This is a genomic window from Geodermatophilus sp. SYSU D01186, from assembly GCF_054050215.1.
The window spans coordinates 1-25,708 of the sequence record NZ_JBJGYW010000047.1 but is presented as its reverse complement, the minus strand read 5'-3'; the positions used below and the strand labels follow the sequence as shown (position 1 = coordinate 25,708).

Here is a 25,708-nt window from a genome sequence, read left to right as displayed (position 1 = left end):
GTACGCGTATACCCCCCGCCCCCCCCCCCGCCCCCCCCCCCCCCCCCCCCCCCCCCCCCCCCCCCCCCCCCCCCCCCGGCCCCCTCGTCCGCCCGGGATCGGGGAGATGCCGTGGTCGGTCGCCGCCGGTGACCGCGCGACCTGACGGGACGCCATGACGGAGGGACGACGCGGTGGCGGTGGCGGGCCTGGGGCGTGCGTTCGCCGGAGCGCTCCTGTTCTCCATGCCGCTGTTCATGACCATGGAGCTGTGGCGCCTGGGCCTGGCGGTGGACCGTCACCGGATCGCCCTGCTGCTGCTCAGCACCGTGATCCTCGTCGTCGGCCTGGCCCGCGAGCTCGGTGGGGCGTCGGCGCAGCCGGGATGGCGGGGCTGCCTGGTCGACTCCGGGGTGGCCTTCCTCATGGCCGCGCTGGCCGCCACGGTCGTCCTCTCCGTCCTCGGCGCGGTCTCCTGGTGGCGGGACTGGCGGGATGCGTTGTCCGTCGTGACGCTGGAGACGCTTCCGGCGGCGGTGGGTGCGTCGTACGCCCGTAGCCAGCTGGGCCAGACGAGCGGCGAGTCGCAGCGCGCGGGCTACGTCCACGAGTTGTTCCTCATGACCGCCGGCGCGGTGGTCTTCGCCGCCAACGTGGCGCCGACGGAGGAGATCGTGCTCTTGGCCGCCGAGGCCGCTCCCTGGCACGGGCTGGCCCTGGTGGCGGTCAGCCTCGTGCTCATGCACGCCTTCGTGTACTGGGTGGGGTTCAGAGGGCAGGAGCGGGCGCGCCACGGCCCGTTGCACGCCTTCGCCAGCCTGACCGTCGTCGGCTACGCGTTGGCGCTGGCCGTCGCCGCATATCTGTTGTGGACCCTGGGCCGGTTCGATCAGACCGGCTGGGCCGCGCTGGTCATGCAATCGGTGGTCCTGGCCCTTCCGGCGTCCCTCGGCGCCGCAGCCGCCCGGCTGATCCTGTGAGAGGACCACGCGACGTGGACGTAGCCCGAGACGACGCCGAGGAGGGCGGCGGCTCCGGCGCCGCCGAGTATGTCGCCGGGGCACTGGGCGGTCTGCTGGTGCTCGCCCTCGTCGGTTTCCTGGCCTACCAGGCCCTCGGCGCCCGCGAGACCGGGCCCGAGCTGGCCGTCGTCGTCACCGGGGTGGAGGAGACCGGGGCGGACTGGACGGTGTACTTCCAGGCGGTCAACTCAGGAGGGCACACCGCCGAGGGGGTCCAGATCGAGGGTGCCGTGCTCCGCGCGGGGCGCCCGGTGGACCGGGCGTCCAGTTCGATCGCCTACCTCCCTGCGCACAGCTCCCGAGCCGGGGCGCTGGTCTTCTCGACCGACCCGGCGAGTGGCGAGCTCGAGGTGGGGCCGGTGGGCTACCGGCTGCCCTGAAGCGGACCGCCGCTCCGTCGCTCGGCCGCACCGGCGCCACGCCGGGGGGCTGGCCGGGATCCCGACGTTCTGGCCAGCGCGTCGTCGCCGAGTGCTCCGGACGTCGCTCCGTGCTCCGGCCCGGTGCGGGCGGTCGGCGTCCAGCGGCAGGCCGACCAGTGCGTCTCGACGGTCACGGTGAGGGCGGCGTGCCAGATCGGTGAGCACGATGGTGAGCCCGATGGGGTCCAGCACCCAGCGCACCGGGGCCGCCGGGGGCAACAGGAACTGGAGGACACCTGGAGGCTGGGCCCGGTCGGTGACCTCGAGGAGCAGGCCGATGCCGACGTCTGCGGCCACGAGCTCACCGAGCAGCTCGTCGACGGGGCCGGCAGCGGCGCGGACGACCGTCCGGCGGCCGCGGCAGCCAGCCCGGCCGGCCCCTCGTCCAGGGAGTCGCGGCGGCGCTCCGTCATCGCGCCGGGGGACGGCCACCCTCGCCGTTCGGCGCGGCAGCCGGTCGGGTCGCGTCGACCGGTGCTGGGCCGGGTTCGTGGAGGGACACCGGCGGCCGTGCGTCGGGCTGCCCGGCCGGTGGGTCGGGGTGTTGACGTACGGACTCGCCGACCCGGTGATTGACGGCCAGGAGGGGTACGGCCAGGACGGCTCCGGCGAGCCCCCACAGCAGCATGCCGGCGGTGACCGCGACGAGGACGGCGGCCGGGTGCAACCGCACTGCGCGGCCGACGATGAGGGGCTGGAGGAGGTTGCCCTCGACCTGCAGGACCACGAGGACGACGACCAGCACGATGACCGCGTCGCCGAGGCCTTTGGTCACCAGGGTGACGAGCACCGCGACCGCACCGCTGACCGTGGCCCCGAACAGCGGGACGAACGCGCCCAGGAACGTCAGCAGGGTCAGGGACACCCAGAGTGGCACGCCCAGGACCAGGAGGGCCGCTCCGATGCCCACCGCGTCGATCAACGCCACCACGACGATGCCGCGGACGCAGCGCGACAGCGTGGTCCAGGCGCACCGACCGGCCTCGTCCAGCCGCCTGCGCCGCCGATGGGGCACCCGCTCCAGCAGCCAGGCCCACATCCCGGCGCCGTCCTTGAGCAGGAAGAACAACAGGAAGGCCACGAGGATCACCGCGGCCAGCAGGTGGAGGGCCATCCGCGCTGCCGCCGTGGGGTGGGGGGCCAGCTCGTAGATCTGGTCGACCACCGCGTTGCGGATGTCGGCGACCTGGTGCGGGTCCACGTGGAGTGGGCCCTCGACCAACCACACCCGGATGCGGTCGATGCCGGCCGTCAGCGGCTGGGTGAGGTCGCGCAGGCGACCGCGCGGAACCCACGAGCAGGCCGATACCGGTCAGGCCGCCGAGCAGCAGCAGGACGGAGAGGAGAGCCGCGAGCGCCGAGGGCAGCCTCCGGTGGCGCAGCCCCCGCGCCATCGGCTCGACCAGCGCGGGGAGCAGCAGGGCCACGGCGATCGTCACGGTGAGCAGGGGTATCCGGAGCGGGAACCAGAAGAGCAGCCAGGCGGTGGCGGCCAGCGACAGCACCGCGCCGCTGGTGGTCGGGACCCGGAGCGCCCAGGGGGGCGCGGGCGGCTCGTGCGCGGAGGGGGCTTCACCTGGCCGCGCCTCGGACGAACCCAACGGTCCGTATCCGGGATCACTCGCGCGGGACGGCCTCGATGCTGTGCCGGCTCATCATCCCCACCCTCGGCCGGTCAGGCGTGTGCTGACCGCGGACGACAACGGACGCCGCCGACGTTCGAGTGGCCTCGGCGCCACGGGCGTCCGCCTGCTGCTGTGCCGGGTCGATGCCCGGGGTGACGCGGATGCACCGCCCCGCGGGTCTGCCGTCAGTGCATCGTCATCTCCGGGGCGTCGGTCGTGACGTGCACGTGACACCGGGACGCCAGGGCCGGGTGACCGGCGCCTCCTGACCGGGCGGCGGTCACCAGCCGGGGCGGCGTCCTGTCAGGCCTGCACCGCCCGCACCCCGCAGGGGTCGTCCCGCCACGTCGGCAGCTGCCTCCAGGATCCGGTGGGTCACTGGCCGTCTCCGCCACCCATGGTCGGTCACCTGGGCGCTCACGGCGAGGTCCTCCTCGAAGTGGGCGTCCAGCAGCCCGGTGAGTACACGGTCGTCGACCAGCATGCACACCTGCTCGTTGAGGGCGAGCGAGCGGGCGTCGAGGTTGGCGGTCCCCACCATCGCGGTCTCGCCGTCCACGGTGAGGACCTTCGCGTGCAGCAGGCTCGGCTGATAGCGCCAGATCTCCACCCCGGCGTCCAGCAGCGTCTGGTACTCCCGCTGACCCTGCAGGTGGACGGCCGGGCGCTCCACGTGCGGGCCGGACACCAGGAGCTGTACCGCGACGCCGCGGCTGGCGGTGGCGCACACGAGCGCGCTCAGCCAGCCGGGCAGCCGCACGTACGGGGTGGTGATCCGCACCCGACGGCACGCTGTCTCGAGGAGGGCGACGACGGCCAGTGCCGCGTCGTTCCAGCCTGGTCCGGACGACGGGCGCAGCACCTGCACGGCGCTGCCGCCAGCGGGCAGCAGCGGCGGGAAACGGTCGGCGTCCGACACCAGACCGGCCTCGCCCGTCCGGGCCTGTGCCTGCATCCACGGAACGGCGAATGCCGCCCGGACGCCCGCCACGGCCGGCCCGGAGACCCGGAAGGCGGTGTCCCGCCAGTGCCCCGGTTGGTGGCCGTTGCCGGTCCAGGCGTCGGCGATCCCGGTTCCCCCGGTGAACGCCAGCGTCTCGTCACAGACCAGGACCCGTCGGTGCGTTCGCAGGTTCCACACAGTGGGCCGCCCACTGGGCAGGGGGCGGTAGAAGACCACCTCACAGCCGGCGTCACGCATCCGCCCGAGGCCGCCCCGGTCGATGTGCTTGGCCCCGTAGCCGTCGAGCAGCACGCGAACCCGCACGCCGGCGCGCGCCCGGTCGGCGAGAGCCTCCGTGATGCACGCGGCGACGGTCCCGCTGCGCCAGGCGAACCACAGCAGGTCGATGCTGCGGGTCGCCGCCGAGATCGCGGACAGCAGCGCGGGGAAGGTCTCGGTGCCGTTGCGGAGGACCTCGACCCGGTTTCCCTCGCTGAACGGCACCCCGAGGAGGGCCTCCAGGGCCCGGCGCCGCCCTGTCGGTCCCCGGGCCTCGCGGCGGGTCTGTGCGGGATGGCCGGTCGTGAGCATCGGTGTCTGCCTCTCCTGGACTGACTGGAGGGTGGTCCGGGGCTGCCCGCCCGGGATCGGGGCGGCCGGCCGGCCCGCAGGGGTGTGCCTGCGTGGCCGGCGTTCCGGTCCGTCGACCGCGGATCGCCGGTCCGTCCTCGTCCGGGGCGGCGCCACGGACACGTAGTCCCCCCGGTCCACCGGCTCAGCGGAGAGGCCCGTGTCCGTCGGCACCTCCACCAGGGCGCCGCCCAGGCTGAAGCAGACCCGGTCGACCTCCGGGAACTGGGTGACCGTCCACACGACCTGCGCCACGGCCAGCAGCTGGTTGCCGCCGTCGATGCTGGTGAACTCCCCGCCGACCACGATCCTCGCCGTTCCGGTGCCCTCGGGTCCGGAGCGCACCGCCAGGTCCTGCGGTGAGAGGGCGGTCCGGAGCTCCGACACTGCCTCGGCTCGGGTCGGCCCGGCCAGCAGGAGCTCCAGCGACGTCTGGGGTCGCCGCTCGACGACCTGGCGCGGGACTGCCTCGAGGCGGATGCCGCGCACGAAGTAGACCATGATCTCGCGCCGTCCCTCCATCGTCCCCGGGGCGGCCGGGGAGGTGCCGACGGTGGGCACGGCGATCTCCTGGACCGGCCCACCGGCGGGGACTCCGCAGGCGGTGATCAGCGCCACCACCAGGAGTCCGAGGAGCCGCCCCCGGTGTGCCCACCGTGGCGCAGCGGCCGGCGCTCCTGGTCGGACGTCAGCCATCCGGATCTCCACCAGCACGTCGTCGGGGGCCTCCTGCCGTGAACGGCCTCCAGGGACCGCCGGGTGAGCGGCCTGGCACCGGTCCACCGTGTCCCCGCTCCAGAGCGGAGTGAGCGACCGACGGGGACATCGACACGGAGCCGTCACACACCCCCGTCGGGGGTGACGCTCGAGTGACGTCCGCGAGTTCCCCCGCAGCAGGGGGCGACGGCGAGCACAGGGCAGCCCGGCGGCGGGTGCCCGCGGACGGCATCAGAGCGCGGCCACCCACGCGGAGCCGAGCCCGTCACAGGCATGTCACTCAGGCCGCGGACGCCGTTGCGGACCCGTGACGAAGCAGCCGGGGAGGGGAGAGCGGCTCCTGCCGGGGCAGCCCCGGACGACCCCGATCACCGTCCTCGGCCGGGTCGCCTCGGTGACCGCGGCCGACTCAGCAAGGAGAGTCGCCATGTCCACCGGAGCCAGGGTTGGGCGAGTTCTCGCCGCCACCGCCATCGCTGTCTCGACCGGCCTGGGCGTCGCCGCCTGCGGCGGCGACGAGCAGGACCGCGGCACGACGCTCGAGGACATCAACGAGGAGGGGGTCGAGGACCAGGGCGACCTGGACGACCTGCAGGACGACGCCACCGAGGAGGACATCGCCGAGGCGCCGAACGATGACGACTCCGTCGCCTTCTTCGACGACCCCGAGTCCTTCACGAATGAGCCGGTCACCGTCCGCGGGAAGATCGTCGAGGTGCTCAGCCCCCAGGCATTCGTGATCGGCGAGGGTGACATGGCCACCCTCGTCACCCGCCCGACGGCCGACGGGGTGACGCTGCTCCCCGGCTACACCGCACAGGTCACCGGGGACGTCGGCACCTTCGTCCTCCTGGAGGTCGAAGAGGACCTCGGGGTCGACCTCGTGGACGAGGGTGTCGCGATCTTCGAGGACGGCCCGTACATCGCCGCAGTCGACGTGAACCTGCTCGACGAGGACTGAGCGACCCCAGCCGTCGGTGGGAGTCGCGGGAGCGACACAGGACGATGGCTGCTGCCCGCCACCGGTTCGCCGGTTCCCGTCGGCGTCTGGGCGTCGTGGCCCGGCTGCGTCGGGCATCCAGGGAGGCGCCCAGCCGTGTCGGCGTCGCCGGTGCACCACGCTGTCGACCAGTCGGCCGGCGATGCGGCATCCCCGGTGGTGGCGGCCGGGGAGCACCGGTGTCCCGGAGGCGGTGGGTGCTCAGGTGGCCCGGTCAGGCGCGTCCTGGACGTAACCGTCCGGCGGCGCCTCCGGCGCCCGGCTGAGCCAGCGCTCGGTGCCCACGGGGTCGCGCCGGCGCAACTCGGCGATCAGCAGGCAGCGCAGCCGGAACCGGGTCTCGGGCCCCCTGCCGTCGAGGGCTGGCTCCGCGATTCGGCGCCACTCGTCGAACAGGAGGCCGACGGGCACCACGCTCAGCAGTTCGCGCAGGGATCTCTCGTCGGGGTCCGGATCGGCGTCCTGCCCGGCCGGGCGTGGGTGCGGCTCGCCGCAGGAGCCACCCCACCAGCCGACGGCGACCGCCACCGCGATGGTGACGCCGGCGACGCCCAGGGGACCTAGGCCCAGCGGCGCCGTCCCGGCCGCAACGGCCGGCAGCACCGCCATCCATGCCGCAGCCGACATCGGGTGGGGCAACGACGGCAGGTGGCCCTCTGGACTGTGGTGGAGGGCTCGGACGAATGCCCAGCCCAGCGCGGCCGCGACCACGCCGATCAGGAGTGATGCCAGCGGCGCGGTCAAGGCACCGAGCGCGGCGAGGACTCCGAGGACGACGGCCCCGGCCCACCGCAGCGCAGCGACCGCGCCGCGCCCGAGGCGCCAGCTCGATGACGACGTCCAGGGGGCGCCGGCTGCCATGAGATGCCTCCGTCCGTGGTGTCGGGCGTACCTCTCGACGGAGGGGTGCTCGTCTCGCCGCCCGCTCTCACCTGCGGCGGCGAGATGTCATCCGTTCATCACGGAGGTGGCGGCGCAATCGGGTTCGCGCGGGCCAGGTGGGTGTGCCCTGCCGAGTGGGTCTCCCGTGTGTCACCTGGCCGTCATGCCGGCCGCTGCTCCGAGCCCCCGTCGACCTCGGGGAGGTGCAGCAGGGTCAGCCGGCCCCCATCGGCCTCGACGAGGGCTTGGAGTGTGTGCAGCGCCCGCAGGCCGAGCGCGTCGGCGGAGTGCAGGCCGTGCAGGTCCACGAGGATGCGCCGGTGGCCACCGCGCCGGAGGGCCTCGACGGTTCCCCGCAGCTGGTCGGCGGTGCGGTGGGTCAGGTCGCCGGTGGCGCCGATGCAGCCGCGGCGGCCGTCGACGACCTGACTGAACGCCGGCGCGCCGGCGTGGTGGTGATCGGGGAGTGGGCAGGAGCGCCGAGCGTCGGCCCGGTGGGGGTGTTCCACGGGGGTCCTCCGATGTGACAGCGAGGCGGACCGGGCTGCTGGCCGTGGGATGGCATCGCAGGAGCGGTCCTGCCGGGCGGGCGGGTGCCGCGCCTGGTGCACCGTGACACGGCGGGGCCTCGCGCGGGGTCGGTGAGGGGCGACCGTCACGCAGCTGTCGGGTACGGCGGGCCGGCTCCTGCGACGGCGCGGCCGGTGCATGACGCCTGCGTTAAGGCGAGCATGCGGGGAGGTCAGCGCGGTGTGGTGCTGCCGGTCGGTGTGGACACCTCTGGTGGCGGTGGCGGGGGAGGTGTGGGGGTGGGTGTGGGAGTCGGCTCGGCGGGCGCCACCGAGCGGTAGTCGTCGCGGCCCACGGGCCGGTCGGTCAGGCCTCCGTCGGTGGGCACCTCGACCGGCGTGCCTTCCACGACGAAGCGGACGGTGGTCACCGTGGGCAGGGCGGTGAGCGTCCACACGATCTGCGCGACGGCGAGCAGCTGGTTGCCACCGGTGATGCCGGTGAAGCCACGGGTCACCGAGACGGTCGTCAGACCATCGGAGAGCACCTCGTCGACGCCGACCACCTCAGGGGGCAGTGCGGTGCGGAGGCCCGCACGCACTTCCGCGCGGGTGGGCCCCTCCACCAGTTGATCAAGGGCGGCCGCGGTCGTGGTCGCGCGGGTGCGCCGCTCGACCGGAGCCAGATCGGCGCCGCGTACGAAGAAGACGGTGAGCCGGGGGCCGGCCCCGGGTGGACCGTTGTCGCCGTTCGACGACGGTGCGGCCGGGGTCGTGACCGGTTCGGGCCGGGTCTCTGCGCGGACGCCGCACCCCACGAGGAGCAGGGCGGCGACCAGCAGGACGACGGCGCGCAGTGCGGCGTCGAGGGGGGGCGTCATGACAGCGGATGCAGCGGGAGTTCGACGACGAACCGGGCGCCTCCGGAGGGCGCCTCGCCCACGCTCACGGTTCCTCCCATCGCCTGGACGTGACGGGCCACGAGCGCCAGACCGAGGCCGGCGCCCTCCGTCTGGGTACGGATGCTGCCGCCGCCGCGGGCGAACCGGTCGAAGATGCGGTGCCGCTCCTCCGCGGGGATCCCCGGGCCGTCGTCGTCGACCAGGACGCAGACGGTCTGCTCGCCCCGCGCGACGGTGACCGCGGTGAGGCCGCCGCCGTGCTTGTCGGCGTTGTCCATGAGGTTGGCCAGCACACGTTCCAGCCGGCGCTTGTCGGCGTGGATGACCACTTCCTCGGCCGTGGCCCGGACGTCGAGCCGCGCGGTCGGCCGCCCCGCGAGTCGGCGCCGGGCCAGCGACTCCTCGGCCAGGGCCGCCAGCCGGACCTCCTCGACGACGACGTCGGCGGTGCCGGCATCCGCGCGGGAGATCTCCAGCAGGTCCGCGACCAGGCGCTCGAACCGGTGGACCTCCGACCGCAGCACGGCCAGCCCCTCCCGACCGTCGGGCGGCAGGGCGTCGGCGGTCGCCTCGACCAGCTCCACGGCACCGAGCATCGCCGTCAGCGGGCTGCGCAGCTCGTGACTGACGTCGGCCGCGAATCGGGCGTCGGCGCGGACCCGCGCCTCCAGATCGGACACCGTCCGGTTGAACGACGAGGCGATCGGGACCAGCGACGGGTCCCCGCGGGGGTCGATGCGGGCCGACAGGTTCCCTCCGGCGATCGCCTCGGCCGCCGTGGCGATGCGCTGCAGCGGCCGCAGCGCCGGGCCGGTGACCCACCAGCCCACCGCCAACGAGAGCGACCCCATCCCGGCGACCGCGACGGCGAGCACGGTGGCGAGGACGCGGTAGGTGCGGTCCAGCTCGTCGAGGGAGAACACCTCGAAGTAGGCCTGGTCCAACCCGGCCAGCGGGATGCCCACCGCCATCATCGTGGTGCCCTGCACCTCGATCCGCTGGCGTGCCGGGGTCCCGTCCACGACGGTCTCGGCGAGCACGGCGGGGATGTCGTCGCGGCCGATCAGGAGTGATGTCGTCACCCATTCACCGTCGTCGACGTACAGCGACACCGAGCCGGTCTCCCGCGGCAGCTGGGCGAGTAGCTGCGGGACGGTGAGCCCCTGCGTGCCCAGGGCGCGCTGCACCTGCGCGGCGTTGTCCGAGGTCTGGATCAACGTGCTGCGCTCCCGCTGCACGAGCAGGTACTGGGAGACGGCGATCCACACGGCCACCGTCAGCGCGGCGGAGAGCACCAGGGTGACCGCGGTGAAGGCGAGGGTGGCCCGACCTCGGAGGGTGCTCGAGGGGCCGGTCCGACGTCTGCGTTCGGCCGGCGGTTCCGCGGCGATGGGCTCGGCGTCGGCGAGGAGGAGCGCATCGGGGTGGGACCGCGTGGCGGTCACCCGGGGACGCGGTATCCCATGCCGCGCACGGTGGTCACCACGGTCGGGTTGCTGGGGTCCTCCTCCACCTTCTTGCGCAACCGCCGCACGTGCACGTCGACCAGCCGGGAGTCGCCGAAGTAGTCGTAGCCCCACACCCGCTCCAGGAGCTGCTCGCGGCTCAGCACGCGACCGGGTTCCGTGGCCAGCTCGCACAGCAGCATGAACTCGGTGCGTGTGAGGTTGACCAGCTCCCCGTCGCGGGTCACCGTGCCGTCCTGCGGAGCGATCTCCAGGTCGCCGACCTCGATCCGCACCCGGGGTTCGGGGGCACGGGTGCGGCGGGCCAGGGCGCGGATCCGCGCCGACAGCTCCTTGGGCACGAACGGCTTGGACACGTAGTCGTCGGCCCCGGCTTCCAGACCGGCGACCACGTCGTGGCTGTCGCCCCGGGCGGTCACCATGATGATCGGGACGTTGGAGGCGCGGCGGATCTCCCGGCACACCTCGAAGCCGTCCTTGCCCGGCAGCATGAGGTCCAACAGGATGACGTCGAAGTCGCGTTCGGCCAGCCGCTCGAGCCCCGATTCGCCGCTGTCGGCCTCGACGACGTCGAGGCCCTCCCGCTGCAGCGTCATCTGCACGATCCGCCGGATCCGGGGGTCGTCCTCGATGATGAGCACGGATCGGGGCACGTCAGACAGTCTGCCCACCCGCACCTCCCTAAACCACCCTCTCCGGGAACAGGCCGGTCCTGTTCTTCCGCATCGCTCGGCCACCGTGTCCCGAACCAGCGGAACGGGCACGTTGGGGGCGTCGATGTCGCGAGATCGTCAACTCCGCCGGCGCAGCGCCCAGGGCTGTGTGACGGGCCCGTGACGACGGTGCCGGTGCCGAGGGGCAGTGGGGACGGCGAGGGGTCAGCCGTGGGGCAGGGAGACGCGGAAGGGGACCTCGACCACAGAGCCGTTGGGGGCGCGCGGTGTGACCGCCTCCAGCGCGCCGTCGGGGCCGAGGGCGGCGACGGGTGTGACGGTCAGGGTGCGGTCGTGCACCCGCGCCAGCAGCAGATGGGCCTGGGCGTTCCACGCGTACGTGCCGGCGGCGGCGAATCCCTCGGGGGTCTCCTCGCGCAGCTGACCCCCGGCGCCGGAGACGAAGTACGTGATCCCACCCTGTCGGGCCGCCTGGAAGTTGTGCTCGTGCCCGGCGAAGGCCGCCCGTACCCCGGCACGCTCGAACAGCGGCACCAGGTGCTCGACCATCGCCGCCGTGTTGGGGTGGCTGGGACCGGCGCAGTACGCCGGGTGGTGGGAGAAGGGGATGCGCCACCGCGGCCCGCGGTCCTCGGGAGCCGAGAGCGCCTCGGCGAGGAAGCACCGGTGGCGGGGGTCCTCGAAGAAGTGCTCGGTGGGCAGAGAACGGGCCAGGGAGGTGTCGATGGACACGAACTCGACGTCGGCTCCGTAGCCGAACCGGTAGCACATGCCCGGGTCGAGGGAGGACCGTGTCGCGGTCGTGTGCGGCCCGAACCGGGCGTCGGTGTGGAAGTTGTCGCGGATCTGCGTGCGGTCGTCGCTGGACTCCTCGTCGCTGGTGTCGTGATTGCCCACCGCCGGGTACACCGGAACCCGCGCGAGGGCGTACCGGTAGGGCTGGTAGAAGCTGCCGTACCAGTCGTCGTCCTGCCCGCCGCTGCCTTGTGAGCCGCGGCGGCCCGGGGTCGCGTACACGTTGTCCCCGACGGTGATGACGAGGCGGACCCCGGGGTCGTCGACCAGCCGGTCGAGGACGGCCGCGACCCGGCGCTGGCGGCGTCCGGCCTCGGTGTCGGCGACGATCCCGATGCCGTAGTCGCCGAGCACGGCGAAGTCCAGCGGCGCCGGGACGTCGGGGGCGGGGTGGGTGCGGAACACCGGCGTGTACGACCGGCCCGCCGGCCGCAGGTCGAGCCCACCGCGGGGCACCGGGCCCCAGTCCCAGCGCTCGCCTTCCGCCCAAGGATGTCCCTCGACGGTGATGCGGTAGCGGTAGGAGGTGTCCGGTGTCAGGCCGGTGACCCATGTCGAGGTGGCGTCCGCCGACCCGGCCGTGGCAACGACCCGGCCTGCCGCATCCGTGACCTCGACCAGGGCCCGTCCGTAGGGCTCGGCGGCCGCGCCCATGCTGCCGGTGCGGCCGGGGTCTACGGCGTCCAGATTGTCGTCCGCCAGCACGCGCCAGCGGCCGCCCGGGTCGTCGCGGCGGAACCAGAACCCGCCCCACGCCACGAGGGCGCGGTCGGGCCCGACGTCGACGAGGTGGACGAACGGCTCGAAGTGTGTGTCGGTGCTCATGCCGTGGGCACCCGCCGGCTCCATCCGGTGAGGTCGGCCGGCCAGGTGTCACCGGAGGACGGAACGTCGGCCATGGATCTCCTCGGGCCGTGGCGCGCAGCGGTCGGGGGTCAGTCGCCGGGGCGGAGCTCGAAGAAGGCGACCTGTGGTGGGGCGTTGACCCGGATCGGGGCGAGGCTGAAACCGATGCCGCAGGTTACGAACATGCGGTTGCCCTCGGCGCCGTAGTCCTCCGGCGCCCAGCCGTCGGCGACGATCCGCTCCTCGCTGGTCAGGGCCAGGTAGGCCCACCGCGGGGAGCCGGGGAGCGCGACCTGGCCGCAGTGGGTGTGCCCGGCGAGGGTCAGCGGCGCGCTGCCCGGGGGCAGCTTCGGGAAGACGGTCGGGTTGTGCATGAGGACCACGCGCGGCGCGCCGTCCGGGACGTCGGCCAGCGCCTGGTCCACGTCGGCGAGGCCGGGGCGGTCCGGGCCGACGCCCACGACGTGCAGCGACTCCCCGTCGGCACCCTCCAGGCCGGGCACCGGGGCGGCCTCGTTCCGCAGCACCGGCACACCGGCACCCTCCAGCGCGGTGGTCAGCTCGTCCGCGGCGTCGACGGCGTGGTCGTGGTTGCCGAGGACGGCGAAGGTCGGGATGCCGGAGTCCAGCAGCGGGTCGAGGAGCTCCAGCAGGGTGTCGATCTGGTTGCCGATGCTCGGGTCGGTGCTGTAGAGGAAGTCCCCCCCGAGCAGGGCGACGTCGGGCTGCGCTGCGACGATCGTCTCGACCGCGTGCTCGACCATGCCGGTGTTGGCGAACCACATGCCCAGCTGGAGGTCGGAGACGACCGCCACCTGGGTGCCGGCCAGTTCGTCGCCGACACCGGGCACGGGGACCTCGGCTCGGACTTCCTCCAGGATGAGCCGGGGTTCGACGAAGATCCCGTACCCCAGGACCAGCGCCAGCAGGATCCCCAGCGCGGCGCCGATCCGCTTCAGCCAGCGGCTCACGATGCCCTCCGTTCCTCGGTCGTGGCCCGGACCCGGGCCAGCAGGCCGCGCAGGGCGGTGGTCACCGCGTCGGGGTGGGTCAGGGTGACCATGTGGCCGGCGCCGGGGACGAGTACCAGCCGGGCGGCGGGCCCGATGCGCCGTGCGAGCCGTCGGGCGCCCCGGGCGGCGAAGGTCGCGTCGCCCGTGCCGGCCAGGACCAGGACGGGCACCGCGCCCACCACACCGGTGACCGCGTGTTCGTCGTAGGTCGCCAGGCCGGGCAGGAACGCCGACACGACGCCGAGGGGGGTGGCGGCCCAGGAGTCGGCCATCGCGGCGACGGCCGGCTCCGGCGGCTCGGCGGCGAACAGTCGACCGCGCAGCCACCGCCGCCCGGCCGGGCGGCGGAAGGGATCGACCGCCTGCACCACGGGGGCGGCCGCCCACAGCAGGCGCGCGACCAGCGGTCCGAGCCGCGCCCGAAGGGCGAGACGGAGCGTGGCGGGCAACAGGCTGCTCCGGCCGAGCGGTCCCGCGGTGGTGGAGAGCAGGGCGACGCCCGCCACCCGTCCGCCGAGGAGCTCCGGGCGGTCCCGGAGCAGCGCCAGGACCGCCATCCCGCCCAACGAGTGCCCGACGAGCACGACGGGCTCGATGCCCGCACGCTCCTCGAGGACCCGGCCGAGGTCCCGTCCGAGCTGCCGCACGGTGGCCGACCGGTGTCCGGACCAACCGCTGCGGCCGTGCCCGCGCTGGTCGTAGAGAACCAGCCGAGCGGAGTCGTGCAGCGCCGTCCGGAGCGGGCCGAACACCGACGCGTCGGCGCCCAGCCCGTGCACCAGGACCACGGTCGTCGTCGCGTCGACGCGACCGGCCTCCTCGACGTGCAGCCGCACGCCGTCCTCGGTGAGCACTCCCTCGGGGTCACCGCGCAGTCGACCCGCGAGGTGCCGTGCCGTCCGGAACCGGAGCGCCACAACGGCCGCTGCCGCGCAGCCGGTCACGACGGCCGCCCGCCCGCTCACGGCCGGGTCCCCGCCGCCCTCTGCGGAGCCGTCCCGGCCCGGCTGCCCCGACCCGGTGGCGGGAGGAGGAGGTGGGCGCAGGCGGCGACCCAGAGGCCACCCAACAGGAGGCCGGCCACGACGTCGGTCGGGTGGTGGGCGGCGACGTACACCCGGCTGATCCCGACGGCGGGCGCGACGAGGACGGGCAGGAGCAGCACCGCCCAGCGTCCGCGCCCCCGCCCGTAGACGATGACCAGCGCCGCGACCGCCCCGTACGCGGCCGCGGCGGCGGCCGCGTGACCGGAGGGCCAACCCGCGCCGGTCGGCAGACCCGACGTGAGGTCGGCGACGGCCGGCCGCGCCCGGTCGACGACCTGGGCGATGGCCCAGTACAGGACCACCTCGCCGACCAGCGTGACGGCGACGAAGACGACCGGTCGCCAGCGCGCGGCCACGGCCAGGGCCAGCACCGCCAGGGTCAGACCGACGGCGATGACCGTCCGGGTGCCGCCCAGGGAGCCCATGACCTCCATGACGGTGGTCCGCCCGTCGCTGCGCACCGCCACGAACCAGGCGACGACACTGCGGTCGAAGCGGCCCAGCCAGGTGTCGGTCAGGGCACCGGTGACCAGCAGGCCGAGCCCGACCAGTCCCCCCGCCAACGTCAGCGCCACCACGAGCAGCCGCGCGGCGGCCGACCGGCCGGGCAGGGGTGATCCCGCGGCAGGGGCCAGGTGCGCCGCCTCGTCCGGCTCGACGTCCAGCGGGTCCAGGGTCTCGCCGGAGCGGTGCCCGGTGTCGTGCTGCCAGGCCCGGAAGGCCGCCGTCGTGGCGGCCAGCCACCCGGCACCCAGCGCCCATCCGGCGATCACGTCCGAGACGAAGTGCACCCCCAGGGCCAGACGCGTGCAGCCGACCGTGACGACGAGGATCACCGTGGCCGTGATCAGCCACGGTCGCGCCCGGCGCCTGACCCCCGGCAGGGTGACGAGGAGGAGCGCCCCCCACGTCACGAGGGCGGTCATGGCGTGCCCGCTCGGAAAGCTGGCGTTCGACGGCGTCTCGACCACCGGGGACTCGACGACGGGCCGGGCCCGGTCGACGACGGCCTTCGTCACCGGGCCGAGCACCGCCAGCCCCAGCCCCGTCGTTGCCACGAACGCCGCCAGGCGCGGTCGCCGGCGGATGAGCAGGAAGACGGTGGCCAGCGTCAGCACGAGCACCGCGACCGCGGGGCCGCCCAGATCGGTGGCGACGGTCAGCGCCGACACCAGCACCGGCGACCCGCTGACAGCGTCGTTCAGGCCGGCGGCGACCCCGCCGTCGAGGCCGGCCAGCGGAGACCAGGCCTGTTGGACCAGCAGCCACAGCAGGAGGAACGGGACGACACCGACGACGGCGGCAACCCATCCGAGCAGGGCACGCGCGCCGAAGCGACCGATCCCGGCGGTGTCCGCCGGGGTCGTGCGGGGTGCGAGGTCTGGTCGCATCGTCCGATCTCCACGGGTCTTGGCCGGCACGTGTTCCGTACGGCACCGGCCGGGGCCGGCGGGGCCTCGGCAGTGGACGGGCTCGTGGACTCCGGCGGGCTGTGCGCCACGAAGCCGCGGATGCCGCGGAGTCGTCGTCCAGGGTCGTGCGCGTGGGGCGTGCCTCTCGAGGACGGGGGCGGCGGTGACTGCGCCTCCACCGTGCCCTCGGCCTCCGGTCGCACTCGGCTCGACGGGGGTTCGTCACCGAGCTGACAACGCAGCCCTCGGGAGTCCGTAGCCGATGTGACGGGCAGGTGACGTTGCGTCCGGTCATCAGACGTCCCGGCTTCGGGGCTCGTGCCGCATCCTCCGCGACCATCCGAGGCACGTGTGGTGCCGCAGGACGTGCAGGGCAGCAGGCGATCGGAACGTCGCGGATCAGCGTCCGCCGCCGGTTGGCACGGGACGACCGGAGACGGTGGTCACCCGCGCGTCCGGTGGCCGTCACGGACCCGGTCGACCTGTGCGGTCGAGCGCCACGGCGCCGACCGGGGTGGTCGGCGGGTGTTCCTGGTGTGTGGGGGCCGACGTGCGTATCCGGCGGCTGGGCCAGCTGGCCGCCGGTCCTAGGAGCGTCAGCAGGGCCGGGGTGATGATCGGCCGGATGAGGAAGGTGTCGAGCAGGAGGCCCACGGCCATCATGAACGCCAGCTGCCGGAAGGTGGCCAAGGGGATGATCGCCACCATCGCGAACGTGGCGGCGAGGATGAGTCCGGCCGCGCCGATGGCCCGGCCGGTCGCCGGTAGGGCCAGGGCGATGGCCTGCCTCAGGGTGTGCCGGGAGCCTCTCGCCCAGATGCTTCCGACCGCGAAGACGTTGTAGTCCGAGCCGAGGGCCAGCAGCAGGACCGCGGCGGTGAACGGCGCGTAGAACGTGAGTCCCGGATCGCCGCGCAGGTCCTGGAAGACGAGGACCGCGAGCCCGACGGCGGCGGCGACCCCCAGCGCGCTGGTGGCCAGCAGGACCACCGGGGTCACCACGGCGCGCAGGTACAGCACGAGGATCACCAGCTCCACCGCGAGCGCGGCGAGCAGCGTGAGCCACAGGTTCTCGCGGGTGAGATCGACCAGCTCCGCGGCGATCGCCGTCTGACCGGTCACGGCCACGGCCGCGTCGTCCACCCCGGCCTGGAGCAGGAGGTCGTCGAGGCGGTCCTGCAGCTGTCTCAGGTCGGCGATGGCCGGTGCGGCGAGCGGATCGCTGTCGAGGATGACGACGAACCTGGCGGCGTCGCCGTCCTCGGCGAGGAAGACGCCGTACTCGTCGGGCAGGGGGTTCTGCGCCGGGCCCAGCACCTGGGCCACCCCGGGTTGCGCGTCGATGGCAGCCTGCAGGCTCTCGAGGGCGTCTCGCTGTGCGGTGACGTCCGCCCCCTCCACCAGCACCTCGGTCGGCGCGACCACCCCGCGGATCCCGGCCTCTTCGAGCACCGCGGCAGCCTGCTGCACCGGATCGTCGTCCGGCAGGCCGGAGGCGAAGGACACGTCCAGCCGCATGTGCTGGAGGGGGAGCGCGGCCAGCGTCAGCAGCGTGATGCCGAGGATGACCGCCATGGTCGCCCCCCACCGGGCGGTGACGATGCTGACCAGTCGGCCGGCCGCTCCCGTCGCCTGCCCGGGGGGCCGGGCGTCTCCGGCCCGGATCCGCCTCGGGAGGTACAGGCCCGGCCCGAGTACGGCCAGCAGGGCGGGCACGAGGGTCAAGGAGACCAACAGCCCGATGATCACCGTCAGCGACAGGGCCGGCCCGAACGCCCGGAACAGCTGGAAGTCCGCCGCGAGCAACGCAGCCGTCCCCCCGGCGACGGTGATGCCGGCGACGGTGACGATCGGCCCCTCGGTCAGCAGTGTGCGCCGCGCCGCCTCGTGGCGGTGCACTCCGCCCTCGAGATGGCTCCGGAAGCTGGAGAAGAACAGCACGCAGTAGTCGGTGACCACGCCGATCAGCAGCGCCGCGGTCAGTGGACGTAGCTGGTCGGGGAGCGCGAACCCGAGTTCCCCGGCCAGGTACTCCAGCGTCCGGAAGGACACCAGGTAGCCGATCCCGGCCGCGAACAGGACCACGAGCGGGGCGACGAGGGAACGGAACGTGAGTGCGACCACGAGGGCGATGAGCAGGAGCGTCGCGATCTCGAAGACGTGCAGCCGGGACTCCAGGTGGTGGACCTGGCGCACCTGTGCCGGGACGACGCCGGTGACGTAGGTCTGTACCGACGGGTCGTCGGCGAAGTGATCGGCGTACTCCTCGGCCAGCCGGACCCGGTCCTCCAGGGCGAGCCACTCGGTGGTGTAGAGGTAGGTGACCGCGGTGTCCTCGGTCGCCGTGGGGACCGGTACGGCGGCCCGGACCCGGCCGGTGCCGGACGCTTCGGGATCCTTGAGCGCGTCCTGCGTGGTGGCCAGCGCCCAGATCGCGACGTCGGCGCGGGTGAGGGCGCTCAAGCCCTCCGGGTCGTGGACGACGACGGAGGTGTCGGAGAGTGCGGGAACGCGGAACTCGGCCAGGGAGCGCTCCAGGACGGCGACGGCCTCGCTGTCCGCGGGCAGGAGGCTGCCGATGTCCCCACCACCCCCGTCGCCGTTCCCGGGGAGCGCCACAGTGGTGACCACCGCCGCCGCGACCCAGACGCCGATCACCAGCCAGCGCCCCGAGACCACCGCAGCACGCAGCGCACGACCGGGCAGGCGCACCAGTCGGCGCCGCCGGCTGCCGGACGGCTCGGCGACGTGCTGCACGGACATGGCGACCCCCAGGGAAGGGCTCCCGGATCGGCCGGGAGGTCCACGTGGACGGCGGTGCTTCGGGGCGGGGCCGGCGGGTGGCCCTCGCCGGGGATGTCACCCGGCGGGCGACGTGCGCGGCGACGACGGCGTGGGCGGCGCCGGTGACAGCGGCCCGGAGCCGGTGGGGTCGTCGGGACGCCGGACGTCGACTCGGCAGGTGGCCGTGCCCTGTTCGAGCTGGTCCTGCAGTGGTCGCAGCTCGTGCACCACCTCGTCCAGTCGGCGTGCATCGAGGTGGAGGAGGGCGCTGCCCAGGTCATCGATCAGGTCGTAGGTCCGCTCCGCGGCCGCCACGGCGCGCAGACAGGCATCGGAGATGCCCGCTTCCGCCTCGGGGTGGCGAGGCGAGTCCTGCCCGGGTGTGTCCGACGCGACGAACGGCGCAGGGGCGGTCCCCACGGCATCGTCGTCGGTGACAGCGCCGATGCTCACACCGAGGGCACCGCCGATGGCCAGGCCGAGGACGAGTGCCCCGCTCAGTAGCAATCGGCTCGGGCTCTGCCGTCGGGTGTCCTGCTCCTGAGGTGTGGATCTGGTGCCGCCCGTCATCGGGGAGCACGCTCCTCGACCCGTCCCGCCAGCTGCATCGGCCGGTCCGCGTGCGGGTCGTCCGCCTCTCCGGCACGGGCCGGCGGATCGACCGTGCAGCTGCAGTCGCCGGACGGCTCCAGGACGAGCAGCGGCTCCCGGGCCGCACCCGGGGCGTGGGTCTGCCGGTCGAGCAGTTCGGGGCCGGAGCCCCCGGCGCCCGGAGGAACGCGGTGGACCTCGAACCCCGGCGCGGCGGGGATCTGCTCATCGACGACGAGAGGGATGCGCCTGGGCGGGAAGGGGCCCGGTGCAGGGCGGCTGCGCGGGCGGGTGCGACGCGATCGCAGGAGCCGAGCGCACAGCTCCGGCCGGACGTGGATGTCGACCGGCTCAGCGGTCCCCGGTCGCCAGGCCTCCCGGAGCAGGTCGCCGGGCGTGTCCTCCGGCGATCCCGGCACGGCGATCCGCGAACGCAGCCCCTCAGGGACGTCCTGCTCGTCGTCGGGGCGGTGACTGGGAACGCTGCGGTGGACACGTGAACTGGTGCCCGCTGGCGCCGAGAGGGTGGACACGGCCATGGTCGCTCCTCGCTGGGTGACGGGCCGCGGCATGTCGTGGGCGGCCCCGGTCCACGGATGCCCGGGCCGGCGAGGAGCACGTGGCATGTCGCCCCGTTGTCGTGAAGCTGTAAACGCCTCGCAGCAGACAGGACCGCCTGGCACGACCACGACTCAGGTGCCGGGCCGTTGTTGGGGGCCCTGGGCGTCGTCCCGCCGTGGTCCTCGTGGGTGGTCCTGGAGCCGGTCGGGCGCTCCCGGGCCTGGGCCGACGGGCGCCTCCGGGTCCCCGCCGCTGGTGGCGCTGCCGGTGTCTCGCGCGGGCAGGGTGCCGGAGAGGTGGCGGGCGGTGTTCACGAGGCCGACGTGGCTGAAGGCCTGCGGAGTGTTCCCGACCTGCCGGCCGGCGGCGACGTCGTACTCCTCGCTGAGCAGACCGAGGTCGTTGCGCAGGTCCAGCAGCCGGGTGAAGAGCGTCTGGGCCTCGGCCCGGCGGCCGATCCCGGTCAGGGCGTCGGCCAGCCAGAAGCTGCAGGCCAGGAAGGCTCCTTCCTCGCCGGGGAGGCCGTCGACCCGGCCGTCGGCGTCGGTCCGGTAGCGCAGCAGGAAGCCTTCCTGGGCCAGTTCGCGCTGGACGGCGGTCACGGTGCCCACGACCCGGGGGTCGTCCCAGGGGAGGAAGCCGACCCGGGGGAGGAGCAGCAGCGCGGCGTCCAGGCCCCGCGAGCCGTAGAACTGGGTGAAGGTGCCGCGGTCGGCGTCGTAGCCGTGGCGGCAGACGTCGTCGTGGATCTCCTGGCGCAGCCGCCGCCAGCGGTCGACCGGCCCGTCGAGGCCGAAGTGCTCCACCGCGCAGACGGCGCGGTCCACCCCGGCCCAGGCCATGACCTTGGAGTGGACGAAGTGCCGCCGCGGGCCGCGGACCTCCCAGAGGCTGTTGTCGGGTTGGTCCCAGGCGCCTTCGAGGAAGTCCAGCAGCGCGTGCTGCAGGTCCCACCCGTCGGCGGTGCCGGCCAAACCGGACCGCCGGGCCAGGTGCAGCCCGTCGAGCACCTCGCCCCAGACGTCGAGCTGGAACTGGCCGGCGGCGGCGTTGCCCACCCGCACCGGCGCTGCGCCCTCGTAGCCGGGCAGCCAGGGGATCTCGACCTCCGGGATGCGCCGGGACCCGTCGACGGCGTACATGATGCGCAGCTCGGACGGGGCGCCGGCCGCCGCGCGCAGCAGCCAGTCGCGCCAGGCCCGCGCCTCCGCGAGGTAGCCGGTCCCGAGCAGCGCCTGCAGGGTGAAGGTGGCGTCACGCAGCCAGCAGTACCGGTAGTCCCAGTTCCGCGACCCGCCCAGCTGCTCGGGCAGCGAGGTCGTGGCGGCGGCGAGGATCCCACCGGTGGGCGCGTAGGTCAGCGCCTTCAGCGTGAGCAGTGAACGGCGCACGGCGCCGGCCCAGTCGCCGCTGTACCGGCATCGGCCGATCCAGTCCGCCCAGAAGTCCTCGGTCTCGGCGAGCGCCCGCCGCGGGTCCACAGCCTCCGGCTGGGGGAGGTGCGAGGCCGCGTGGGTCAGCACGAAGGCCACCGACTGGCCGGCGGCGACCTCGAAGTCGGCCCGCACCCGGCCGTCGCACTCCTGGACCGGGACGTCGCTGCGCAGCCAGATGGCGTCCGGTCCGGCCACCCCCGCCAGCTGTCCGTCCACGGTGCGGGTCCAAGGCGGTACGTGGCCGTAGTCGAAGCGCAGAGCCAGCTCGGCGTGCATCGGCACCCGGCCTGTCACGCCCTCGACGATCCGCACCAGATCAGGCGCCTCGCCGCGGGGCGGCATGAAGTCCACCAGGCGCACGGTGCCGTCGGGGGTCTGCCACTCGGTCTCGAGCACCAGGGAGTCGCCGCGGTAGTGGCGGCGGGTGCAGGCGCCGGCACCCCGCGGGGCGAGCAGCCAGCGGCCGACCCGCTCGTCCCCGAGCAGCGCGGCGAAGCAGGCGGGGGAGTCGAACCGCGGCAGGCACAACCAGTCGATCGACCCGGTGCGGTCCACCAGCGCCGCGGTCTGCAGATCGCCGATGAGCCCGTAGTCCTCGATCAGCCCGGGCACGCCGGCCTCCTCGCGATGGGGTCGTGGGTCAGTCGTGCAGGGTGATGACGGTCTTCACGCCGCCGGGGTCCGGCCGCAGGGCATCGGTCGCCGAGGCCAGCGGCACCCGCCGGGTCACCAGCCGGTCCAGCCAGCCGCGGTCGGCGCGGGCCAGCGCGTCGGCGGCGGCGCGGTAGTGGTCGAGGTTGGCGTTGACCGAACCGAACACCGCGTCGTTCTCCAGCACCATCGAGCGGTTCAACCCGCCGGCGTCCCACTCGATCAGCCGCCCTCGGGGGGACACCCCGGTCAGGCAGGTGAGCCCGTACGGCCGGGTGGCGCTCATGGCGGCCATCACCAGCGGCGCTGCGCCGGTGGCCTCGACGACGATGTCCGGCCGACAGGCGGCGACGGCGTCGTCGACGCCGCTGGAGTGGTAGGTCGCGCCGAGGTCGCGCACCAGGCCGGGCTTCGCGCCGTCGGTCACCCGGTCCAGGACGTGCACCTCCAGGCCGCGCTGGACGCCGAGCAGCGCGGCCAGCAGGCCGATCGGACCGGCGCCGGTCACCAGCGCGGTGTGCGGCTCGAACCACGACCGGCCGCCGATGTGTTCGATCTGCTGCCAGGCCTTGGCGACCACGCTGGTCGGCTCGAGCAGCACGCCGGCGTCCCCCAGGACGGGGTCCAGCAGGACGGCGTAGTCGGCCTCGACGCACCAGCGCTCGCCGGCGTGGCCGGGCAGCTCCTTGATCCCGCGTTCGGTGTAGCGACCGTTGCGGCACATGTCGAAGGCGCCGGACGCGCACGCTCCGCAGGGCACCGGGTCGGGGCGGCGGACCACCCCGACCACCAGGTCGCCCGGCGTGAACCCGCTGCCGTCGGGCGCCTCCCGGACCCGGCCCAGGGACTCGTGGCCGAGCACCAGGTGTTCCTGCCCGGGTGGGGCCCAGCCGTACTCGCCGGCCGCGATCTCCCGGTCGGTGCCGCAGACGCCGACCGCCAGGCCGTCGACCAGGAGCTCGCCCGGGCCGGGGACCGGATCGGGCACGTCGCGCACGGCGGCCGACCCGGGCGACCCGGGCACGACGGTGAAGGCTCTCACCGGAGGGCCAGCCCGCCGCCCATGGCACGGCTGTCGGGGTCGATGCCGAGGTCACGGAGCAGTTCGGCATCCCGGATGGTGTCGACCTCGACGTCCAGCACCCGCTCGGCCCGCCGGGCCTGCTCGGTCCTGCCACCGGCGCGGAGGGTCTGCACGACGTTGCTCCTGTCGATCAGCACGGCCGGTGCCGGCGCTCGTGCCGGTGCCGCACGAGAACGCCCGCCGCGACGCGTCGCGGAGGCCGCTCCGATCGGGCCGGAGCATGTGCCGCGCGGTCGGTGTGCTGTCCACCTGGGCGCACCGGGTTCTCCTCTGGTCGTCTCCCTGCGGGACCGGTCCGGAGGGCGGCCGGACCGGTGCCCTCCGAGCGTGCCGCGCGCGTCGTGGCCGGGGTCAGCGACCTGGGCGTCCGCCACGCGAACGTCACGAGCTCCCGCCGGTTCATGACCGTCGCGTGACCGTTTCCGAGGCTGCACTCAGCGGCGGTTCGCAGTCGGCCGCAGCGGGGCCGATGTGCGCCGGAGGGCCGGTCCGGTCACGGCGTGCCGGCCCCGCGGGCCATCAGGGGTGCGCGCAGCAGGGCCTGCGGCGGGTCGACGCGCCCGGTGGCCCTCAGGAAGGCGCATCCGACGCCGGGGTCGTCAGCGGCAGCGCGTGGACGTGCCGGCCCTGCGGGACACCGCGGCGGTGCTGCGGGCCCTCGGGCAACTGGTCCCGCTCGACGCTCACGACCTCGCGGTAGGCGTCAGCGAGCACGCGCCCGGCCAGCAGGCCGGCCATGCTCCCGCCGAGCACCACGGCTCGGTCTCCCCGGTCACTCCGCATGGGGCCCCTCCCGAGCACATGTGGGCCGTGCAGCCGGGTGCTGGGACGTCCGCTGGGGGCCCGCACCGACCGTCAACAGTGGTCGTCGGACTCCATGCGGATCCACCGCCAGAGCCCACGACGTCCTCGCGCGATGACGTGTGCAGCGCCGTGGTCGCGGTGTCGAGACGCATCGGGACCTCCTCGTGCCGGTTGTACGTCGTGCGGGTGGTTCGTCGTGCGGGCACCAGCAACGTGATCGGCCGACGTTGCGGTTTCGGGGCTTCACGCCTCGCGATCTCGGGCATGCGGCGGCACCGGCCGGGTGGGCCCTCCGTCCGACGATGCCGCGCGACAGCCCGCGGAGCGGGAACGCAGCGACCGCAGGCCGTCGGCAGGTGACGGGCACATGTCGTTCTTCTTGCACATCCCCGCCGTGGCGGCTGCCGGCGATGCCGGCGGCACAGCATCGGGTGACCGTCCCGTGGACCGCTGCCCCTTCCCTCTCCGGACGTCGAGCGGCCCATCGAACGAGAGGAGAGGGCCATGTCCCGTTCCGACACCGCTGGCTGGCTCGTGCGGCTCAGCGAGACCAACTTGACCGTCGCCGATCCCGCTGCGGACGTCCGGGGACGGCGGGCCGTCGACAAGGGAGGTCAGGAGGTGGGCACGGTCGACGACCTCCTCGTCGACGACCAGGAGAACAAGGTCCGCCTCCTCCGCATCGGCGCGGGCGGCTTCCTGGGCATGGGGAAGGAGCACTTTCTCGTCCCGGTGGAAGCGGTGACGTCGGTCGACCGAGACACGGTGACCATCGACCGGGGGCGCGAACGGCTCGGCGACGTGCCCGCGTACGACCCGGCGTTGGCCTACGACGACGCCTACTACTCCGACGTCTACGGCTGGTGGGGGTACGGCCCGTACTGGCAAGCGGGCTCCGTCTACCCGCCCCGTTGACCGGTCGGGACGGTGGGCGGATGGGGATCCGCCGGCCGTCACTGTCACGGGCGGATCCGCGTCTCGACCGACCTCTCCGACCCGCCGGGCCGCGGGATGACGGCCCGACGCCGAGGGCGCGTGGACCGGCTCCCCGCATGTTGCACCGGGTTTGCGGATCGGTGTCAGAAGCACCGCGGCCAGCGTTCACGCACTCCGCCCGGGCAGGCAACCAGCGTCCGAGACCAGTGGTCTGCGCGAGGCAGGCCGCGACGAGAAGAGGAGCGACCATGAGCACGAGCAAGCGCCTCCACCCCGCTGCCACCCGACGCGGAGGGCGCGCTGCGGCGTTCCTGCTGGCAGCGGCCGTCGGCGTGGGCGGGCTCGCAGGCTGCGGTGACTCGGCCGGGCCGGAGGCCGGCGGTGTCACCACGGAGGACCTCCAGGAGATCGAGGACGACCTGGGGGCACTGGATGAGCGGGTCGGCGCCCTGGAGGACGGTCTGGGGGACGTCGACGCGCCGGTGGACCCCGCGGTCGAGGACGAGGCCGGGGTCTTCGAAGACGCCCAAGCCCTTCTCGGTCAGGAGGTCACGGTGAGCGCCGGTGTCTCGGAGGTGATCACCACGACCGACGTCGGCAGCGCCTTCCGCATCGGCAACGACACGGGGGAACCGATCGCGGTCGTCATGGCCAGCCCGCCTGCCCAGCTGGACGTCAGCGACGTCGTCCGCGTCTCCGGCACGGTGGTGGAGGTGCAGCGCGACACCTTCGAGCAGGACTTCGGCATCGCGTCCGACGAGCTGCTCGACGATCCGGATGCCTTCTTCTCCGCCTTCGAGGGTGAGGTCGCCATCGCGGCCGACCGCATGGAGGTCCTCCAGGAGCAGACGGAGGGCTGACTGTGAGCCTGGCCGGGTCGGTCCATCGGTGATGGGCTGACGGCCGGTGGCAGTGGGTGTGACTCCAGGTCTGACTGGCTTCGTGCCTTTGAGCGGACTTGTCCGCCTGCTGCTGCCG

The 25,708-nt window shown here is 74.1% G+C and carries 22 protein-coding genes; 5 read left to right on the top strand and 17 right to left on the bottom strand.

Annotation, left to right across the window (positions count from 1 at the left end; genetic code table 11):
* The first annotated feature begins 173 nt into the window (after window positions 1-173).
* Both ACI784_RS23320 and ACI784_RS23315 read left to right on the top strand, forming a co-directional pair.
* On the top strand, window positions 174-959 hold the full coding sequence (locus ACI784_RS23320; RefSeq protein ID WP_457015110.1) for a TIGR02587 family membrane protein: 786 nt from the start codon (window positions 174-176) through the stop codon (window positions 957-959).
* Window positions 960-973: 14 nt separating this feature from the next.
* Window positions 974-1,381 carry a hypothetical protein gene (locus tag ACI784_RS23315; RefSeq protein ID WP_457015109.1) on the top strand — a complete coding sequence of 136 codons (408 nt, stop codon included), beginning with the start codon at window positions 974-976 and terminating at the stop codon, window positions 1,379-1,381.
* A 451-nt stretch (window positions 1,382-1,832) separates the two neighbouring features.
* On the opposite strand, the gene ACI784_RS23310 is transcribed toward ACI784_RS23315, so the two are convergent.
* On the bottom strand, window positions 1,833-2,699 hold the full coding sequence (locus tag ACI784_RS23310) for an AI-2E family transporter (RefSeq protein WP_457015111.1): 867 nt from the start codon (window positions 2,697-2,699) through the stop codon (window positions 1,833-1,835).
* A gap of 629 nt (window positions 2,700-3,328) precedes the next feature.
* Complete coding sequence (locus tag ACI784_RS23305) at window positions 3,329-5,317, bottom strand: phospholipase D-like domain-containing protein (RefSeq protein ID WP_457015108.1); 1,989 nt, start codon at window positions 5,315-5,317, stop codon at window positions 3,329-3,331.
* A gap of 448 nt (window positions 5,318-5,765) precedes the next feature.
* Between ACI784_RS23305 and ACI784_RS23300 the strand changes: the two genes are divergently transcribed.
* Window positions 5,766-6,299 (top strand): hypothetical protein, encoded by a 534-nt coding sequence (locus tag ACI784_RS23300; protein ID WP_457015107.1) that lies wholly within the window; start codon window positions 5,766-5,768, stop codon window positions 6,297-6,299.
* A gap of 240 nt (window positions 6,300-6,539) precedes the next feature.
* On the opposite strand, the gene ACI784_RS23295 is transcribed toward ACI784_RS23300, so the two are convergent.
* The 15 genes from ACI784_RS23295 to ACI784_RS23225 all read right to left on the bottom strand — a co-directional run bounded on the left by ACI784_RS23295 (window position 6,540) and on the right by ACI784_RS23225 (window position 23,773).
* A complete protein-coding gene (locus tag ACI784_RS23295) occupies window positions 6,540-7,199 on the bottom strand; it encodes a hypothetical protein (RefSeq protein ID WP_457015106.1) in 660 nt (219 codons plus the stop codon).
* A gap of 182 nt (window positions 7,200-7,381) precedes the next feature.
* Window positions 7,382-7,729 (bottom strand): STAS domain-containing protein, encoded by a 348-nt coding sequence (locus ACI784_RS23290; RefSeq protein ID WP_457015105.1) that lies wholly within the window; start codon window positions 7,727-7,729, stop codon window positions 7,382-7,384.
* 233 nt (window positions 7,730-7,962) lie between these two features.
* Window positions 7,963-8,610, bottom strand: coding sequence for a GerMN domain-containing protein (locus tag ACI784_RS23285; RefSeq protein WP_457015104.1), 648 nt, complete (start codon window positions 8,608-8,610; stop codon window positions 7,963-7,965).
* On the bottom strand, window positions 8,607-10,076 hold the full coding sequence (locus ACI784_RS23280) for a sensor histidine kinase (protein WP_457015103.1): 1,470 nt from the start codon (window positions 10,074-10,076) through the stop codon (window positions 8,607-8,609). Before ACI784_RS23280 ends, ACI784_RS23285 begins: the two co-directional genes overlap by 4 nt.
* Window positions 10,073-10,750 carry a response regulator gene (locus tag ACI784_RS23275; protein WP_457015102.1) on the bottom strand — a complete coding sequence of 226 codons (678 nt, stop codon included), beginning with the start codon at window positions 10,748-10,750 and terminating at the stop codon, window positions 10,073-10,075. Before ACI784_RS23275 ends, ACI784_RS23280 begins: the two co-directional genes overlap by 4 nt.
* A gap of 225 nt (window positions 10,751-10,975) precedes the next feature.
* Window positions 10,976-12,391, bottom strand: a complete 1,416-nt coding sequence (locus tag ACI784_RS23270) for a metallophosphoesterase (protein WP_457015101.1) — start codon at window positions 12,389-12,391, stop codon at window positions 10,976-10,978.
* A gap of 110 nt (window positions 12,392-12,501) precedes the next feature.
* The gene (locus tag ACI784_RS23265; protein ID WP_457015100.1) at window positions 12,502-13,383 is read right to left on the bottom strand and encodes a metallophosphoesterase; all 882 of its coding nucleotides are present in this window, start codon (window positions 13,381-13,383) and stop codon (window positions 12,502-12,504) included.
* The gene (locus tag ACI784_RS23260; RefSeq protein ID WP_457015098.1) at window positions 13,380-14,390 is read right to left on the bottom strand and encodes an alpha/beta fold hydrolase; all 1,011 of its coding nucleotides are present in this window, start codon (window positions 14,388-14,390) and stop codon (window positions 13,380-13,382) included. Before ACI784_RS23260 ends, ACI784_RS23265 begins: the two co-directional genes overlap by 4 nt.
* Window positions 14,387-15,862, bottom strand: a complete 1,476-nt coding sequence (locus ACI784_RS23255) for a phosphatase PAP2 family protein (protein WP_457015097.1) — start codon at window positions 15,860-15,862, stop codon at window positions 14,387-14,389. The genes ACI784_RS23260 and ACI784_RS23255 overlap by 4 nt, the downstream gene beginning before the upstream one ends.
* Window positions 15,863-16,348: 486 nt before the next feature.
* Window positions 16,349-18,646 carry an MMPL family transporter gene (locus tag ACI784_RS23250; protein WP_457015096.1) on the bottom strand — a complete coding sequence of 766 codons (2,298 nt, stop codon included), beginning with the start codon at window positions 18,644-18,646 and terminating at the stop codon, window positions 16,349-16,351.
* Window positions 18,647-18,742: 96 nt separating this feature from the next.
* The gene (locus ACI784_RS23245) at window positions 18,743-19,237 is read right to left on the bottom strand and encodes a hypothetical protein (RefSeq protein ID WP_457015095.1); all 495 of its coding nucleotides are present in this window, start codon (window positions 19,235-19,237) and stop codon (window positions 18,743-18,745) included.
* A gap of 713 nt (window positions 19,238-19,950) precedes the next feature.
* On the bottom strand, window positions 19,951-21,867 hold the full coding sequence (locus ACI784_RS23240; RefSeq protein WP_457015094.1) for a glycoside hydrolase family 15 protein: 1,917 nt from the start codon (window positions 21,865-21,867) through the stop codon (window positions 19,951-19,953).
* Between the two features lie 28 nt (window positions 21,868-21,895).
* Complete coding sequence (locus tag ACI784_RS23235; protein ID WP_457015093.1) at window positions 21,896-22,894, bottom strand: glucose 1-dehydrogenase; 999 nt, start codon at window positions 22,892-22,894, stop codon at window positions 21,896-21,898.
* 50 nt (window positions 22,895-22,944) lie between these two features.
* On the bottom strand, window positions 22,945-23,103 hold the full coding sequence (locus ACI784_RS23230) for a hypothetical protein (RefSeq protein WP_457015092.1): 159 nt from the start codon (window positions 23,101-23,103) through the stop codon (window positions 22,945-22,947).
* A gap of 457 nt (window positions 23,104-23,560) precedes the next feature.
* A complete protein-coding gene (locus ACI784_RS23225; RefSeq protein ID WP_457015091.1) occupies window positions 23,561-23,773 on the bottom strand; it encodes a hypothetical protein in 213 nt (70 codons plus the stop codon).
* Between the two features lie 525 nt (window positions 23,774-24,298).
* Between ACI784_RS23225 and ACI784_RS23220 the strand changes: the two genes are divergently transcribed.
* Together ACI784_RS23220 and ACI784_RS23215 are read left to right on the top strand one after the other, a co-directional pair.
* Window positions 24,299-24,709, top strand: coding sequence for a PRC-barrel domain-containing protein (locus tag ACI784_RS23220; RefSeq protein WP_457015090.1), 411 nt, complete (start codon window positions 24,299-24,301; stop codon window positions 24,707-24,709).
* A 269-nt stretch (window positions 24,710-24,978) separates the two neighbouring features.
* Entirely contained in the window at window positions 24,979-25,590 is a 612-nt protein-coding gene (locus ACI784_RS23215; protein ID WP_457015089.1) for a hypothetical protein, read from the top strand.
* The last annotated feature ends 118 nt before the right edge of the window (window positions 25,591-25,708 follow it).